Annotated in this window: 13 protein-coding genes; 2 read left to right on the top strand and 11 right to left on the bottom strand. The window is 73.0% G+C overall.

The genetic code is table 11. The features are described from left to right. From Q0795_RS12095 to Q0795_RS12065, 7 genes are all read right to left on the bottom strand, one after another. Positions 1 to 3,087, bottom strand: a complete 3,087-nt coding sequence (locus tag Q0795_RS12095; protein ID WP_298889972.1) for a hypothetical protein — start codon at positions 3,085 to 3,087, stop codon at positions 1 to 3. A 72-nt stretch (positions 3,088 to 3,159) separates the two neighbouring features. Continuing rightward, positions 3,160 to 3,516 carry a monovalent cation/H(+) antiporter subunit G gene (gene mnhG, locus Q0795_RS12090; protein WP_298889970.1) on the bottom strand — a complete coding sequence of 119 codons (357 nt, stop codon included), beginning with the start codon at positions 3,514 to 3,516 and terminating at the stop codon, positions 3,160 to 3,162. Beyond that, positions 3,513 to 3,899 carry a monovalent cation/H+ antiporter complex subunit F gene (locus Q0795_RS12085; RefSeq protein WP_298889969.1) on the bottom strand — a complete coding sequence of 129 codons (387 nt, stop codon included), beginning with the start codon at positions 3,897 to 3,899 and terminating at the stop codon, positions 3,513 to 3,515. The genes mnhG and Q0795_RS12085 overlap by 4 nt, the downstream gene beginning before the upstream one ends. Continuing rightward, a complete protein-coding gene (locus tag Q0795_RS12080) occupies positions 3,896 to 4,516 on the bottom strand; it encodes a Na+/H+ antiporter subunit E (protein WP_298889968.1) in 621 nt (206 codons plus the stop codon). The genes Q0795_RS12085 and Q0795_RS12080 overlap by 4 nt, the downstream gene beginning before the upstream one ends. Further along, positions 4,513 to 6,051, bottom strand: coding sequence for a Na+/H+ antiporter subunit D (locus Q0795_RS12075; RefSeq protein ID WP_298890175.1), 1,539 nt, complete (start codon positions 6,049 to 6,051; stop codon positions 4,513 to 4,515). Before Q0795_RS12075 ends, Q0795_RS12080 begins: the two co-directional genes overlap by 4 nt. A gap of 17 nt (positions 6,052 to 6,068) precedes the next feature. Then, the gene (locus Q0795_RS12070; RefSeq protein ID WP_298889967.1) at positions 6,069 to 6,560 is read right to left on the bottom strand and encodes a Na(+)/H(+) antiporter subunit C; all 492 of its coding nucleotides are present in this window, start codon (positions 6,558 to 6,560) and stop codon (positions 6,069 to 6,071) included. Beyond that, positions 6,557 to 9,505, bottom strand: coding sequence for a Na+/H+ antiporter subunit A (locus tag Q0795_RS12065; RefSeq protein WP_298889966.1), 2,949 nt, complete (start codon positions 9,503 to 9,505; stop codon positions 6,557 to 6,559). Before Q0795_RS12065 ends, Q0795_RS12070 begins: the two co-directional genes overlap by 4 nt. Positions 9,506 to 9,697: 192 nt before the next feature. On the opposite strand from Q0795_RS12065, the gene Q0795_RS12060 reads away from it, so the two are divergent. Continuing rightward, a complete protein-coding gene (locus tag Q0795_RS12060) occupies positions 9,698 to 10,666 on the top strand; it encodes a hypothetical protein (RefSeq protein WP_298889964.1) in 969 nt (322 codons plus the stop codon). A 264-nt stretch (positions 10,667 to 10,930) separates the two neighbouring features. On the opposite strand, the gene rplI is transcribed toward Q0795_RS12060, so the two are convergent. The 4 genes from rplI to rpsF all read right to left on the bottom strand — a co-directional run bounded on the left by rplI (position 10,931) and on the right by rpsF (position 12,724). Next, the gene (gene rplI / locus Q0795_RS12055; protein ID WP_298752079.1) at positions 10,931 to 11,377 is read right to left on the bottom strand and encodes a 50S ribosomal protein L9; all 447 of its coding nucleotides are present in this window, start codon (positions 11,375 to 11,377) and stop codon (positions 10,931 to 10,933) included. Positions 11,378 to 11,397: 20 nt separating this feature from the next. Continuing rightward, entirely contained in the window at positions 11,398 to 11,634 is a 237-nt protein-coding gene (rpsR, locus tag Q0795_RS12050) for a 30S ribosomal protein S18 (protein WP_010147233.1), read from the bottom strand. 88 nt (positions 11,635 to 11,722) lie between these two features. Then, entirely contained in the window at positions 11,723 to 12,385 is a 663-nt protein-coding gene (locus tag Q0795_RS12045) for a single-stranded DNA-binding protein (RefSeq protein WP_298889962.1), read from the bottom strand. A gap of 51 nt (positions 12,386 to 12,436) precedes the next feature. Next, positions 12,437 to 12,724 (bottom strand): 30S ribosomal protein S6, encoded by a 288-nt coding sequence (rpsF, locus tag Q0795_RS12040; protein ID WP_298889960.1) that lies wholly within the window; start codon positions 12,722 to 12,724, stop codon positions 12,437 to 12,439. A gap of 273 nt (positions 12,725 to 12,997) precedes the next feature. On the opposite strand from rpsF, the gene Q0795_RS12035 reads away from it, so the two are divergent. After that, positions 12,998 to 14,164: a nucleotide sugar dehydrogenase gene (locus Q0795_RS12035; protein WP_298889958.1), complete on the top strand. Its 1,167-nt coding sequence runs from the start codon at positions 12,998 to 13,000 to the stop codon at positions 14,162 to 14,164. The last annotated feature ends 21 nt before the right edge of the window (positions 14,165 to 14,185 follow it).

Below are 14,185 nucleotides of genomic sequence, written 5' to 3'. Positions count from 1 at the left end.
TCAGCGCCGCAGCCGCTCGCACCCGTCCAGCGCCACGAGCAGCTCGGCCAGGCCCGGGTAGCGCGCCGGCCTGCCCTCGACCGGGGCGTCGGTGGGCTCGACGCTGCGCCTGCACTGGGCGACCGCCTCGTCCACCCCCTCGCCCAGGGAGTCGAGCATGTCCTCCCGACTGGCCGGCGATAGCACCCAGCCCAGGGGTGCCTCGACCGCGGGTCGGCTCGCCTGGGTGACGACGTAGACCGTCGGGACGTCGGGGCTGAACGCGCCGGTCAGCTCGCGGGCCCGCTGCAGGAGCGCAGGGGTGTCCTTCTGCGTGAGCGCGGCGCTGCCGTTGCCGACCAGCGGGACCAGCACCTCCGCCACCGGCTCCGGCGGTGGCTGCACCAGGTCGCTGCCGCGGCCGTTGTCCAGGTAGACGACGATCGGCACGACCCGCGCGGACGGGTCCTGCCCGGCCACCTCCGCCAGCAGCCGCGGCGCCAGGTCGACGACGGTGCCCAGGCCGCTCCCCTCGGCGTAGCCACCGTCGATCAGCTGGGCCTGCGGCGCGTCCCCGCAGGGTCCCACCACCCCCGAGGGCGTCACGTAGGGGAAACGCGCGGAGGTCATCGAGGCCGTCGACGCGGGGACCGACCCGACGCACGTCTCCGCCCCGTCCGGTGCGGAACCTTCGCCGGCGGGGACCGGGGGCAGGTAGTCGGCGTAGAAGTCCCGGCTGTAGGCCAGCGGCGATCCCAGGTCCGCGCAGTCCGAGACCTGGCCCGAGCCCAGGTCGACCTGGCTCACCAGCACCCGGCAGCCCGACGAGGTCGCCGTCGAGTTGAGCACCAGGGCGGCACTCAGCTGACCCGGAGGGCGATCCTGGGGCGGCTGCAGGAAGTCGACCGCGAGGCCCGGGGAGCTCTGCTCCCACGCCATCTCCATCAGCGCAGCCCGGTCGTGCCAGCCCTCACCCGGTGCGTCCGACCCCGCGGGCAGCCCGGTGACGGCGTAGGCCGGGTCACGGACGAGGAGACCCAGGCTGGCCTGGGCCAGCGCGTCCGGGGCGCCCATGGCCCAGACCTCGTCGACCGCGCCGGCCTGGTCGTCGGCGAAGCGGCTGACGGCCAGCCCGACCGAGCCGCCGCTGACGCCGCTCGCGAGCAGGACCGCGTCCAGCCCGCAGGGGTTGTTCACCTTGATCTCGTGGAGGGCGGCGGCGCTCCAGTAGGCCGCCCGGATCCCGCCGCCCTCGGCCGCCACGAGGATCATCGGCCGCGCCGAGCCCTGCGGTGTCTCCACGACGCAGTCCTCGGTGCGCGCCAGCCAGGCGGCCACCGCGTCGGACAGGGGCGCGGGGCGGGCGACCGCGCCGGGCACCTGCCCGGCCAGCGACCCTCGGATGCCGTGGACCTGGTGGCTGCTCCCCGGGACGAGGGCCGCGACCACGACGGCGGTGAGCAGGAGGGCCACCGGAGCCTCCCGCAGCCGCAGGGCCGGCCACCAGAAGAGCTGCGGAGGGGCGTAGAAGTGGTGGAGCACCACGCTCGAGCCCACCAGCAGCATGAGCGCACCCAGGCCCAGCATGACGACGCCGATCACCCCGAGGAGGGCGGACAGGCCCACCGGCCAGACCGCCAGCGCGACGACCACCGCGGTGCTCGCCCAGATCAACGCCCACGCCAGCCACCACAGGCGCCGCGACCCGGGCTGCGTGGGCCGCCCCCACGGTCCGATCTCGTCCTCCCCCACCACGGTGCTGGTGCCGGCACCGGGGGTGAACAGGTCACCGACCCAGGGCAGCCCCTGGAGCCGGTCGATGGCCCACGGCCCGAGCCACCACACGACGATCGCTGCGGCCAGCGCCAGCAGCGGCACGCAGCGCTGGAACGGCGTGCCCTCGCCCAGCACCGTGAGCACGAGGTGCGAACGGATGAGCGCCAGGGTGCCCACGACCAGCCCGCTCAACGCCAGGATGTCGCCGACGCGACGGACCTGGGCGGCGGTCGCGCCGTCATAGGTGCTCGGGGGAGGAGTCGCCAGGGCCGGGGCGTGCCGGGTGGTGGCCCACGACCCCGCGACGATGAGCACCGGCACCGCGACGAAGGCCAGGGTCCAGCCCCACCGCACCTCCCCGGTGCCCGCCAGCCTGGCCCACCCCCACAGCACCATGACGACCGCCGGCCCGAAGAGCCACTGCCGCAACGCCGGCGCGGGACGGGGCGCCAGATCGCTGGCGTCCACCACCCGGCGGGCGACGTTGTCGGCGATCAGCCGACCCAGCAGCACCAGGCCGAGGGTGATGAGCAGCAGCAGCACCGAGGCCAGGAGGGCGTGCACCCAGCCGGGCACGGCGGTGCGCCCGTCACCGGTGGCGAACCACGTGCGCTGGATGTCCGGCAGCTGGTCCAGGATGCCGCTGCCCGGCACCAGGGCCAGCAGGGCGACCGGCGCGAAGGCCAGCGCCGAGAACCGCTGGGCGTAGACCGCCCGGCCACGGCGGGAGAGCCACGCGCGGCCGGCCGGGGTGCCGAGCAGCGCGTATCCGAGCTGCCCCGCCACCGCCAGCAGCAGCACCCACTTCAGGGCGCTCATCCAGGCGGTGGCACTCACGAGGAGCGCCGGTGGCGCCTCGCTGGCCGGACCCAGGACCAGCAGTGCCAGCAGGAGGTTCTCCACCACGTCAGCGGCCACGGCGAGCCAGACCATCCACGGACGGGGCCAGGTGAGCATCCGCAGGGGAGCCCCCGGCTGCACGGCCCCGCGCTCCACGACCCGGGACAGCAGCGACCACAGGAGCAGCCCGTAGGTGATGGCGAGGACCACGTCCACCCCGAGCCACAGCCCGACGAGCAGGTCGGCCTGCGCCCTCGCCCCGGCCTCGCCACCCATGCCGAGCTGGTGGATCGCCAGCCACGGCTGCGACGTCGGGCCGGGCGGGGGCAGCGGCAACCGCGGCGAGCTCACCTGCGCCATCCCGAGCGAGAACCCCTCCGGCCCGGCCTGGACCATCCGGATGAGCCGGTCGATCTCGGTGAGCGAGATGAGCAGCGCGCCGCACACGGTGAGCAGGATCAGCCTGCGGCGGGGCAGGGTCGTCGGGTCCATGATGCTCCAGGTCGTGTGCGCGGCGGGGCCTGCTGGACAGAGCCGACGTCGGCGCGGCAGATACCTGGGCGGTTATCCCTGCGGTGGGTCGTCCCCGTCCCCGTCGCGCTGCCCCAGGTGGATGTGGGCCGGGGCGATCTGGCCGGTGCGGAAACCGGCGCGGCCCACCATGTGCGATCCCGCCGGGATGGTCAGCAGCTGGAACAGCCCGATGAGCACGAGCATCCCGATGTCGAGCCCGGAGCGCGAGCGCAGCCCGACGCCCAGGATGACGAGGAGCACCCCCAGCACCTGCGGCTTGGTCCCGGCGTGCATGCGGGTGAGCAGGTCGGGGAAGCGCAGCAGGCCGATGGCTGCCGCGAGGCACAGCAGGGCCCCGAGCAGCAGGCACACCAGTCCCAGGACGTCCAGCACGTCGACCGCGCTCATACCGATCCCTCCCCCTCAGGGGTGCGACGCCCTCCGGCGGGAGGCTGCGGCCCGGCGTCCCGTCCGCCGACCTCGAGCCGGTCCGGCACCGGCTCGGCCGCCGGCGTGTCCCGGTCCCGTGCCACGAAGCGGGCCACCGCGACCGAGCCCAGGAAGCCGACGAGGGAGAGCGAGATGAGCAGCGGCAGCGTGGTCCAGGCGTCGCTCAGGGCGGCGTAGGCCCCCAGCGCGCAGATGACGATGGACACGAGGACGTCGGTGGCGACCACCCGGTCCAGCACGCTGGGGCCGATGGTGATGCGGATGAGGGTCAGCGTGGCGGAGACCGCCAGCAGACCACCGACGATCCAGGTGAGGACGAGCTCGACGAGATCGATGCTCATGGCGTCTCCTCCGTGGTCGTGGACTCCGGGGCCTCGCCCCGGCTCCCGTTCCGGTGCCGACGAGGGTCCAGCACCGAGGCGGGGTCGGGGTGCAGGGCCCGCAGCACCCTCGCCTCCTGCGCACGCACCTTGTGCCGGACCTGCTCGGCCTGGTGCCGCGTGCGCACGTTCAGCGCGTGCAGCGTCAGCACCCGGTTGCCCGGGTCCAGCTCGATCACCACCGACCCCGGCACCAGCGAGACCATCTCCGCCGTGAGTGTCTGCAGCAGCGGGTCGTCGGTGGCCAGCTGCAGGTCCATCACCACCCCCGTGGCGACCGGCCCGGGCCGGACCGAGAGCCAGGCGACCTCCACCGAGGCGCGCACCAGGTCCAGGAGGAAACGACCGAGGAGCACCAGCAGCCCCAGCGGACGCACCCGCAGGTGCAGGTCCACCCTGGGGAGCGGGAAGAGCACGAGCACCAGCAGCGCCACGAGCAGGCCGCCCAGGAGGTTGAGCACGTTGAGGCTGCCCCACAGCAGCACCCACACGACGGTCAGCCAGAGCAGCCCCCAGGGGGACACGGGGGGCAGGAGGCGCCGCACGCCCTGCCGCCGCAGCCGGTCGACGCCCGTCACGGCCCGGCCTCCGCGCCGACCCCGAGCACCGCGTCCAGGTAGGGCTCGCGCAGCACGAGGTCGACGGCCGACCTCGTCGTGATGTCGAAGAGCGGACCGGCCACCACGGTCAGCGTGAGGCCGACGGCGACCAGGGCCATGGTCGGTGCCAGCACCCCCAGGCCGAGGGCGTCGTGGTGCCCGCCGCGCACCGGTCCCTGGCCGGTGATGCCGCGGGCGTTCTCGGACCAGAACGCGCGCCCCCACACCTTGGCCACGGCATACAGGGTGAGCAGGGAGGTGAGCACCGAGCCGGCCACCAGCAGCAGCGCCAGCCAGGACCCCTCGGCCACCCCGGCCTGGACCAGGCCGACCTTGCCGAGGAACCCGCTGAAGGGAGGGATCCCCGCCATGTTCATCGCCGGGATGAAGAACAGGACCCCCACCAGGGGTGAGATGCGGGCCAGGTCACCCAGCCGGGTGCTGTCGGTCGAGCCGCCCACCCGCTCCACCAGCCCGAGCACCAGGAAGAGCGTGGTCTGGACGGTGATGTGGTGGACGACGTAGAAGATGGCCGCGGCCAGCCCGTGGGTGCTGCCCAGGGCGATCCCGAAGAGCAGGAAGCCGATGTGGCTGACGAGGGTGAAGCTCAGCATCCGCTTGATGTCGTCCTGGGCGATCGCGCCGAGGATCCCGACGATCATGGTGAGCAGCGCCGCCACCAGCAGCAGGTCGGAGAAGGGGGAGCCGGGGAACAGCAGCGTCTGGGTGCGGATCATCGCGTAGATGCCAACCTTGGTCAGCAGCCCGGCGAAGACGGCCGTCACCGGTGCGGGCGCCGTCGGGTAGGAGTCGGGCAGCCACCCCGACATCGGGAACACCGCCGCCTTGACGGCGAAGGCGACGAGCAGCATGAGCTGCAGCAGCGCGGCCGTGCCGGGTGCGATCTCCCCGAGCCGCTCGCTGAGCAGGGCCAGGTTGATGGTGCCGGTGGCGCCGTAGGTGAGCCCGATCGCCGCGAGGAAGATGATGGAGGACAGCAGGGAGACGAGGACGTATGTCGTGCCCGCCCGGACCCGCTCCGCGGTGCCGCCCAGCGTCAGCAGCACGAAGCTCGCCGCCAGCAGCATCTCGAACCCGACGTAGAGGTGGAACAGGTCACCGGAGATGAAGGTGGTGGTCACCCCGGCCGCGAGCACCAGCAGCGTCGGGTGGAAGACCGGCAGCGGGGAGTGCCCGTCGCTCTCCTCGTCGAAGCCGCTCGCACCCTGACCGATGGAGTAGGCGAGCACCGCCAGCGTGACGACGGTCGAGACGATGACCATCAGCGCCGCCAGCCGGTCCACCACGAGCACGATGCCCTCGTTGGCTGCCCAGCCGCCGACGAACATCACCTGGGGGCCCTGGGTGTCGCTCGCCCACAGCAGCACGCCGGCCAGCACGGTCATCCCCGAGAGCGCGGTGACGCTCACGACCCGCTGCACGGCGGTCCGTCCGGCCGCGGCCAGCGTCAGTCCGGCCCCGATGAGGGGCAGCAGGACGAGCAGGGGCACCATCCAGGCGTAGCCGTTGCTCACGCGGTGCCCCCCTCCTCGTCCGTGGCGCCCTCGTCGCGCCGGCCGTGGTGGCCCCGCTCCGAGCGCTCGGTCTCGGCCGCGATCTCCTCGGCCTGCTCACGTGCCCCCGGCTCGGAGCCGAGGTCGTCGGCCTCGGCCCGGGCGTGGATGCGCGCGGACTCGGTGTCGTCGGCGACCAGGTCGTCCCGACCCACCTGCCAGCCCCGGTGCGCCAGGGCGAGCACGAAGGCCGTCATCGCCAGGGTGATGACGATGGCGGTCAGCACCAGCGCCTGGGGCACCGGGTCGGCCATCGGGCCGCCGTCGTCGGCACCGACGATGGGCGGTGAGCCGGCCGGGCCGGAGCCGATGATGAACAGCAGGTTGACCCCGTTGCCCATGAGCAGGAAGCCCATGAGGGCACGCACCAGCGACCGGGACAGGAAGAGGTAGGCCCCGGTGCCGACCAGCACGCTGGCCACGAGGATGAGGGTGAGGTTGACGCTCACGGGCCCACCTCCGCCTCGGCGCGCTCGCTCTCGCGCTCCCGGGCGATCTGGGCGTCGATGCCCGAGCCCAGGCTGCGCAGCACGTCGAGCATGAGGCCGATGACGACGAGGTAGACGCCGATGTCGAAGAGCAGGGAGGTCACCAGGTGCACCTCACCGACCAGCGGGATGGTGAGGTAGGCGTCCCAGGTCCGCAGGGCCGGGGAGCCGAAGAGCATGGGGATCACGGCGGAGCCGGCGGCGATGAACAGGCCGCTGCCCAGGAGCACGGCGGGCATGACCGGGAGGGCGGCCCGCAGCTCATACCCCCGGCCACCGAGGTAGCGCAGGCAGAGGGCGAGCCCGGCCACGATGCCGGCGGCGAAACCGCCACCGGGCTGGTTGTGGCCGGAGAGCAGCAGGTAGACCGACCAGAGCAGGATGGTGTGGAAGACGAGCCGGGTCACCACCTCCAGGATGACCGAGCGCCGCTCCGGGTCCAGGGCGAGGATGCCGGTGATCCGGCGGCTGGGCAGGATGGCGCCCGTGGTCTCGGAGGTGCCCGCCCGCATCCCCGCCCGGTCACCGCGGGCGCTGCGCAGCCCGGCGCGCACCCGGTCCATCGCCTCCTCGCGGAGGAACACCAGGCTGGCGACACCGGTCGCGCAGGCGAGCACCACGGACAGCTCGCCCATCGTGTCCCAGGCGCGGACGTCGACGAGGATGACGTTGACGATGTTGCGGCCGGCGCCGTAGTCGACCGACCGTTCGGCCAGGTCGACCGCGGCCGGGGGGTGGACCCGGCTGGCGGAGACCACCAGCGTGGTCGCGCCGACGACCACCGCGACCGCGACGCCGAGCAGCGCCCTGAGCCGACGGGTCAGGGCGCTCGGGTCGTCGGGGAACCGACCGGACAGCCGGCGCAGGACCAGCACCAGCACCACCAGCGAGACGGTCTCCACGAGGATCTGGGTCAGCGCGAGGTCGGGGGCCCCGTGGAGCAGGAACAGGAGGGCGGTGCCGTACCCGGTCACCGCCACGAGGAACGCCGCCCGCAGCCGGCGCCGGGCCCGGGCGGCCAGCACCGCCGAGGCGACGACCAGGGCCGCCACCGCGACCTGCGCCGCGCTGTCGGCGATCCGCAGCCCGTCGACCCGCGGCCACCGGTTCTGCCCGAGCAGGAGCTGGGTCCCGGGCAGCAGCACCAGCACGGTGAGGATCGTCCCCAGCAGGACCGGCAGCGAGCCGCGCTGCAGGAAACCGGTGGTCTCCAGCGCGAGCCGGTCCAGGCCCCGCGTGAGGCCGTGGTAGGCGCGGGCCGCGTCGAACGGCGAGAGCGGGATCGGCACCTCGGCGGGGCGGCGCGCCTGCAGCCAGAACCAGAGCCCGCCGAGGGCCCACACCCCGACCGAGACGAGCAGCGGGGCGGTGACCCCGTGCCACAGGCCCAGGTGCACCTCCGGCCCGGCGGACGGCATCTGCTGCACGGTGGCGGAGTAGCCCGCCAGCCCTCGCTCGAGCCAGACCGAGGCCGGCCCGAGCAGCAGGCCGGCGACCGCCAGCACCAGCGGGATCCCGACGAGCACGGAGCCGGGGGCGTGCCACGCGTGGGCGCGCGGCGCGACGGAGACCGGCCCACCGGCCGGTGGACGGGCACCGTCGGTGAACGCGCCCCAGACGAACCGCAGCGAGTAGGCCATGGTGAGGACCGAGCCGAGCACGAAGGACACGGCGGCCGCACCCTGCAGGGAGGACCACCCGGCCGCCGGCGTCAGCAGCGCCGTGAGCGCCGCCTCCTTGCCCACGAACCCCAGCAGCACCGGCAGCCCGGCCATCGAGGCGGCGGCCAGGGTCCCCGCCACCATGAGCCAGGGTGCGCGCCGACCCACCCCGCGCAGGTGCCGTATGTCGCGGGTGCCGGTGGCGTGGTCGATGGCCCCGACGGTGAGGAAGAGCGCGGACTTGAACAGGGCATGGGCGAGGAGCAGGGTGAGCCCGGCCAGCGCGGCACCCTCGGTGCCGTAGCCCAGCAGGAGGACCAGCATCCCGAGCTGGCTCACCGTGCCGTAGGCCAGGAGCAGCTTGAGGTCGAGCTGGCGGGTCGCGCGGAGCCCGCCCAGGAGCATGGTGCCCGCCCCGAGCCCCAGCACCATGACCTGCCAGACCGGGAGGTCGGCATACCCGGGGGCGAACCTGGCCACGAGGTAGACGCCCGCCTTGACCATCGCCGCGGCGTGCAGGTAGGCGCTCACCGGGGTCGGGGCGGCCATCGCCCCGGGGAGCCAGAAGTGGAACGGCACCAGAGCCGACTTGGTGATCGCGCCCAGCAGCAGCAGGCCGACGCCCCAGGCGACCAGCGGGCCGGTCGAGGTGACCGGATCGCCCACCAGCTCGCTGATGAGGTAGGTCCCCGCCGTCTCGCCGAGGATCACGACGCCGACCAGCATCGCCAGCCCCCCGCCGGCGGTGACCACCAGGGCCTGCCGGGCGGCGCGGGTGCTCGCGGCGCTGGTGGTGAGGTAGCCCACCAGCAGGTAGGACAGGACGGTCGTGATCTCCCAGAACACGTAGAGCGCCAGGAGGTCGTCCGTGGTGACCAGGCCCAGCATCGCGCCGGCGAAGCCGACGAGCGCCCCGCCCAGCAGGCCCGGGCTGCCCCCCGTGGAGCGCAGGTCGACGTAGCGGGAGCAGTAGAGCAGGATCAGCGCGCCGACGACCGTCACCACGAGGGCGAGGACCATCGACAGGGTGTCGAGCCGGAAGGCGAGGGCCAGGCCGAGGTCCGGGACCCAGGCGACGGACTCCTCGTGCACGGCGCCCCTGCCACCGGCGCGGGTCGCGAGCCAGGCGGCGGAGGCGGCGGGCACGAGGGCCAGCACCGCGAACGCCCGGCCCCCGAGGGCCCGCATGAGGGAGGGCGCCACGACAGCTGCGGCGAGGTGCGCCCCCAGGAGAGCCAGGATCACGCTGCTCTCCCCTCGGTACATGACGCGTCCCCCCAGTCTATCGGCGCGCGGCCCCCGGTCCTAAATGGTTGACGGGCGCTCCGACCGTGCCCCTGCTGCCGCGGCGGCGCTCCGCCGGTCAGCGGGTGGACCGACCACGCTCACCTGTGGACAACCTCGGGGCGAGGTGGCGAGCACGACGCAGACTGGGATATGCCGACGACGCGCGCCGAGCGCCGGACGACCCAGGCGCTCGAACGCGCCCGGCGGCACCGGCTCGCGCGTGGGCTGGCCGAGCCGCACGACGGGGTGGTCACGAGGCGGATGCTCCTGGAGGCCGGGCTGACACCGGGGCAGATCGCCACGGAGGTCGACCACGGCGCGTGGAGCCGGGCGGGCGCGCATACCCTCTGCATCACCTCGGACGTGCCGACCGGCCGGGCGCTGTGGTGGTGGGCCGTCTGGGAGTCCGGGAGCCGCAGCGTCCTGGACGGCGTGACGGCGTTGCTGGTTGCCGGGCTGCAGCACTGGGACGAGCCGGTGATCCACGTCGCCGTGCCCAACAACGCCACGGTCCGCCGACTGGAGGGGGTCCGGCACCACCGGCTGCGCGACCTGGGGCCACGCACCACCTCGGGGCTTCGTCGCACACCGACCGACGTCGCGGTGGTCCGTGCGGCACGGTGGGCCAGGACCGACCGGCAGGCGGCGACCGTGGTGGCGATGACGGTGCAGCAGGGACTGGTGACGCCAGACGCCCTGCTCGTCCACTGGCAGCAGACGCGGAAGGGCTCGGCGAACTCGGTGCTGGACGACGTCGTCAGGGACGTCTGCGACGGAGCCCACTCGCTGAACGAGCTGGACTTCGCCGCCGAGTGCCGCCGCCGCGGCTTGCCCGAGCCCACGCGGCAGGCGGTGCGGACGGGCCGGAACGGGAGGGTCTACCTCGACGTGTTCTGGGAGGAGCTCGGGGTGCACGTCGAGATCCACGGGGCCCAGCACTTCCAGGGCACCGCCGGTCTCGACGACGCCCTGCGGCACAACGACCTACAGCTCAGGGACCGCTCGATGGTCAGCCTGCAGATCCCGGTGCTGGGCCTCCGGACGACGCCCGAGCCCTTCTTCGCCCAGGTCGGGCAGGCCCTCCGCGCGGCCCACGCGCGTCGCCAGCACACCAGCTGACGACGCGGGCGGCCCCCTCCGTCGCCTGACCGTCGAAGTGCCGCCCCGGCAGCGCTTCCACGGTCACCAGCCCACCCGAGCAGGCACCCGACCGGCACATCGCTGCCCTGGCAACACTTCCACGGTCACCGACCGCCCGAGCAGGCACCCGACCGGCGAAATGCCGCCCCGGCAACATTTCCACGGTCAGCGGGACGACGGAAAGGCCCCGCCTCCCTCGTGGGGAGACGGGGCCGTCCGCTGCGGTGTGCGCGCAGCCGTCGGTCAGCCGGCGACGACGCTCACGGTGAGGTCGGCCGCGACGTCCTCGTGCAGACGCACGTGCACGGCGTGCTCGCCGACGCTGCGGATCGGGGTGCGGACCTCGATGCGGCGCTTGTCGACCTGGGGACCGCCACCGGCGAGGATCGCGTCGGCGATCTCACCGGGGGTGACGGCGCCGAAGAGGCGGCCGCCGGAGCCGGCGCGCGCGGCGACGGTGATCTCGGCGCCCTCGAGCCGGGCCTTGGCGGCGGCGGCGTCCTCGGCGCTGCGGACAGCACGCTTGTCGCGCGCGGCCTTGATCGAGTCGACCTGCTTCTGGCCGCCCTTGGTCCAGGGCGTCGCCACCTTGCGGGGCAGCAGGAAGTTGCGCGCGTAGCCGTCCTTGACGTCGACGACGTCGCCGGCGTCACCGAGGCCGGTGACGGGCTGGGTGAGGATGATCTTCATCTGAGTGCTCCTTCGCCGACTCAGCGGGCGGAGCTGCTGTAGGGCAGCAGCGCCATCTCGCGGGCGTTCTTGACGGCGTTGGCGATGCGGCGCTGCTCCTGGACGGAGACACCGGTCACCCGACGGGCACGGATCTTGCCCCGGTCGGAGATGAACTTGCGCAGCAGCGCGGTGTCCTTGTAGTCGATCGACTCGATCTTCGCGGACTTGAGCGGGTTCGCCTTCTTCTTCGGCTTACGCATGACGGGCTTGGCCATCGTGGTGCTCTCCCCTTTCGTGAGAGCCCGAGCTCATCGCTCGGGATGGTGGTGGTTGAACGGTGTGGTGCTGGTGGTGGAGGTCGGCTCAGAAGGGCGGCTCGTCGTAGGACGGCGCGCCGCCCCACCCCGAGCCCCCACCGGAGCCGCCGGATCCCCCACCGGGGTTGTTGCTGGCCCCGCCGGTGGCCCAGGGGTCGTTGGCCGGGGCCGGCTGGCCACCGGACTGCTGGCCACCGGACTGCTGACCACCGGACTGCTGACCGCCGGACTGGCCACCCTGGCCGCCCTGCTGACCGCCGGAGCTACCGCCCCAGCCGCCCTGCTGGCCGCCGGACTGGCCACCCTGGCCGCCCTGCCAGCCGCCTCCGCCGCCACCCTGGCCGCGCTGGGCCTTGGTGACCTGGGCGGTGGCATACCGCATGGACGGACCGACCTCGTCGACCTGCATCTCCATGACCGTGCGGTTCTCGCCCTCCTGGGTCTGCCAGGAGCGGGAGACGAGCCGGCCGGTGGCGATGACCCGGTCCCCGCGGTGCAGCGACTCCGAGACGTGCTCGGCAGCCTCACGCCAGACCGAGCAGCGCATGAACAGCGTCTCGCCGTCCTTGAACTCGTTGGTCTGCCGGTCGAACTGCCGCGGCGTCGAGGCCACGGTGAAGTTGGCGACGGCCGCACCGCTGGGGGTGAAGCGCAGCTCGGGGTCGGCGGTCAGGTTGCCGACGACGGTGATCGGAGTCTCTCCGGCCATGTCAGGTGCTCCTTCGCGGGTCGTGCGGTCGGGGTATGCGGCGGGCGCGGCTCAGACGTCGCGGCGCAGCAGCTTGGTCCGCAGGACGGACTCGTTGAGCCCGAGCTGACGGTCCAGCTCCTTGGCCGTGGCGGGCTCCGTGGTCAGGTTGACCACCGCGTAGATCCCCTCGGCCTGCTTCTTGATCTCGTAGGCCAGGCGGCGCCGGCCCAGGACGTCGATCTCGTCGATCGAGCCACCGTCCTGGGGGACGACGGCGAGCATCTTCTCCAGCGTGGGCTGGAGGGTGCGCTCGTCGGTCTCGGGGTCGAGGATGATCATGAGTTCGTACTGACGCATGGTGAGGACCCACCTCCTTCGGTCTGTAGCGGTCACGGTCTCTCCGTGACAGGAGGGCTTCACACGTCTCACCGCTTCGCTGCCAGCATGCCATCGTCTCGACACGCCCGCAGGAACTGTCCACAGGGCCCCCGGGGTCGGGGGTCGTGGACGGCGGTGAACCCGACCACGATACCGACCGCGGCGGACCCACGCCTAATCCCCGCCCCACCGCCTCATGATGTTCTCACCCGCGCCGCGACATACTGGGCGCCACCGACCCGAAGGAGAGGCATGAAGATCGCCATCGCCGGCACCGGATACGTGGGGCTCTCCCTCGCCGTCGTCCTGGCCCAGCACCACCAGGTGTCCGCGCTGGACATCGACCCGGCCAAGGTCGCGCTCATCAACGAGCGGCGCAGCCCGATCCACGACCCCGAGATCAGCGCCTACCTCGCGACCCGGGAGCTGGCCCTGCACGCCACCACCGACGCGCAGGAGGCCTACGCCGACGCCGACTGGGTGGTGGTGGCGACGCCGACGGACTACGACACCGAGACCAACTTCTTCGACACCCGCAGCGTGGAGGCGGTCGTCGCCGACGTCCGCGCCACCAACCCCGACGCCGCGATCGTCATCAAGTCCACCATCCCGGTCGGCTACACCGAGCAGCTGCGCGCCGAGCACCCCGGCGCGACCATCATCTTCAGCCCGGAGTTCCTGCGCGAGGGTCGCGCCCTGCACGACAACCTGCACCCCTCCCGGGTCATCGTCGGCGACACCGGCGAGCGCGGCCAGGAGTTCGCCGACCTGCTGCTGGAGGGCGCGCTGGACACCGACGTCCCGGTGCTGCTCACCCACTCCACCGAGGCCGAGGCCATCAAGCTGTTCGCCAACACCTACCTCGCGATGCGGGTGGCCTACTTCAACGAGCTCGACACGTATGCCGTGACCCGGGGCCTCGACACCCGGCAGATCATCGAGGGCGTGGGTCTGGACCCGCGCATCGGCGCGCACTACAACAACCCCAGCTTCGGCTACGGCGGCTACTGCCTGCCCAAGGACACCCGGCAGCTGCTGGCCAACTACGGGACCGTCCCGCAGACCCTCATCACCGCGGTGGTGGACGCCAACACGACCCGGATGGACTTCATCGCGGCCGACATCCTGGACCGGCACCCGAGCCGGGTCGGCATCTACCGGCTCATCATGAAGGCGGGGTCCGACAACTTCCGCGCCTCCAGCGTCCAGGGCGTCATGTCCCGGCTGCAGGCCCGCGGGGTGGAGATCGTCATCTACGAGCCGTCCTACGACCGCGACACCTTCCAGGGGTGCCGCGTCGTGCGCGACCTCGACGCGTTCACCGACACGGCCGACGTCATCATCGCCAACCGTCTCGACGAGCACAGCGAGCACTTCGGCGACAAGCTCTACACCCGCGACCTCTACGGGCGGGACTGACCGCTCCTCGCGGGTGACCCT

The organism is uncultured Serinicoccus sp. (assembly GCF_947487915.1).
Taxonomy (GTDB): domain Bacteria; phylum Actinomycetota; class Actinomycetes; order Actinomycetales; family Dermatophilaceae; genus Ornithinicoccus.
This window is presented reverse-complemented; position numbering and strand designations above follow the sequence as displayed.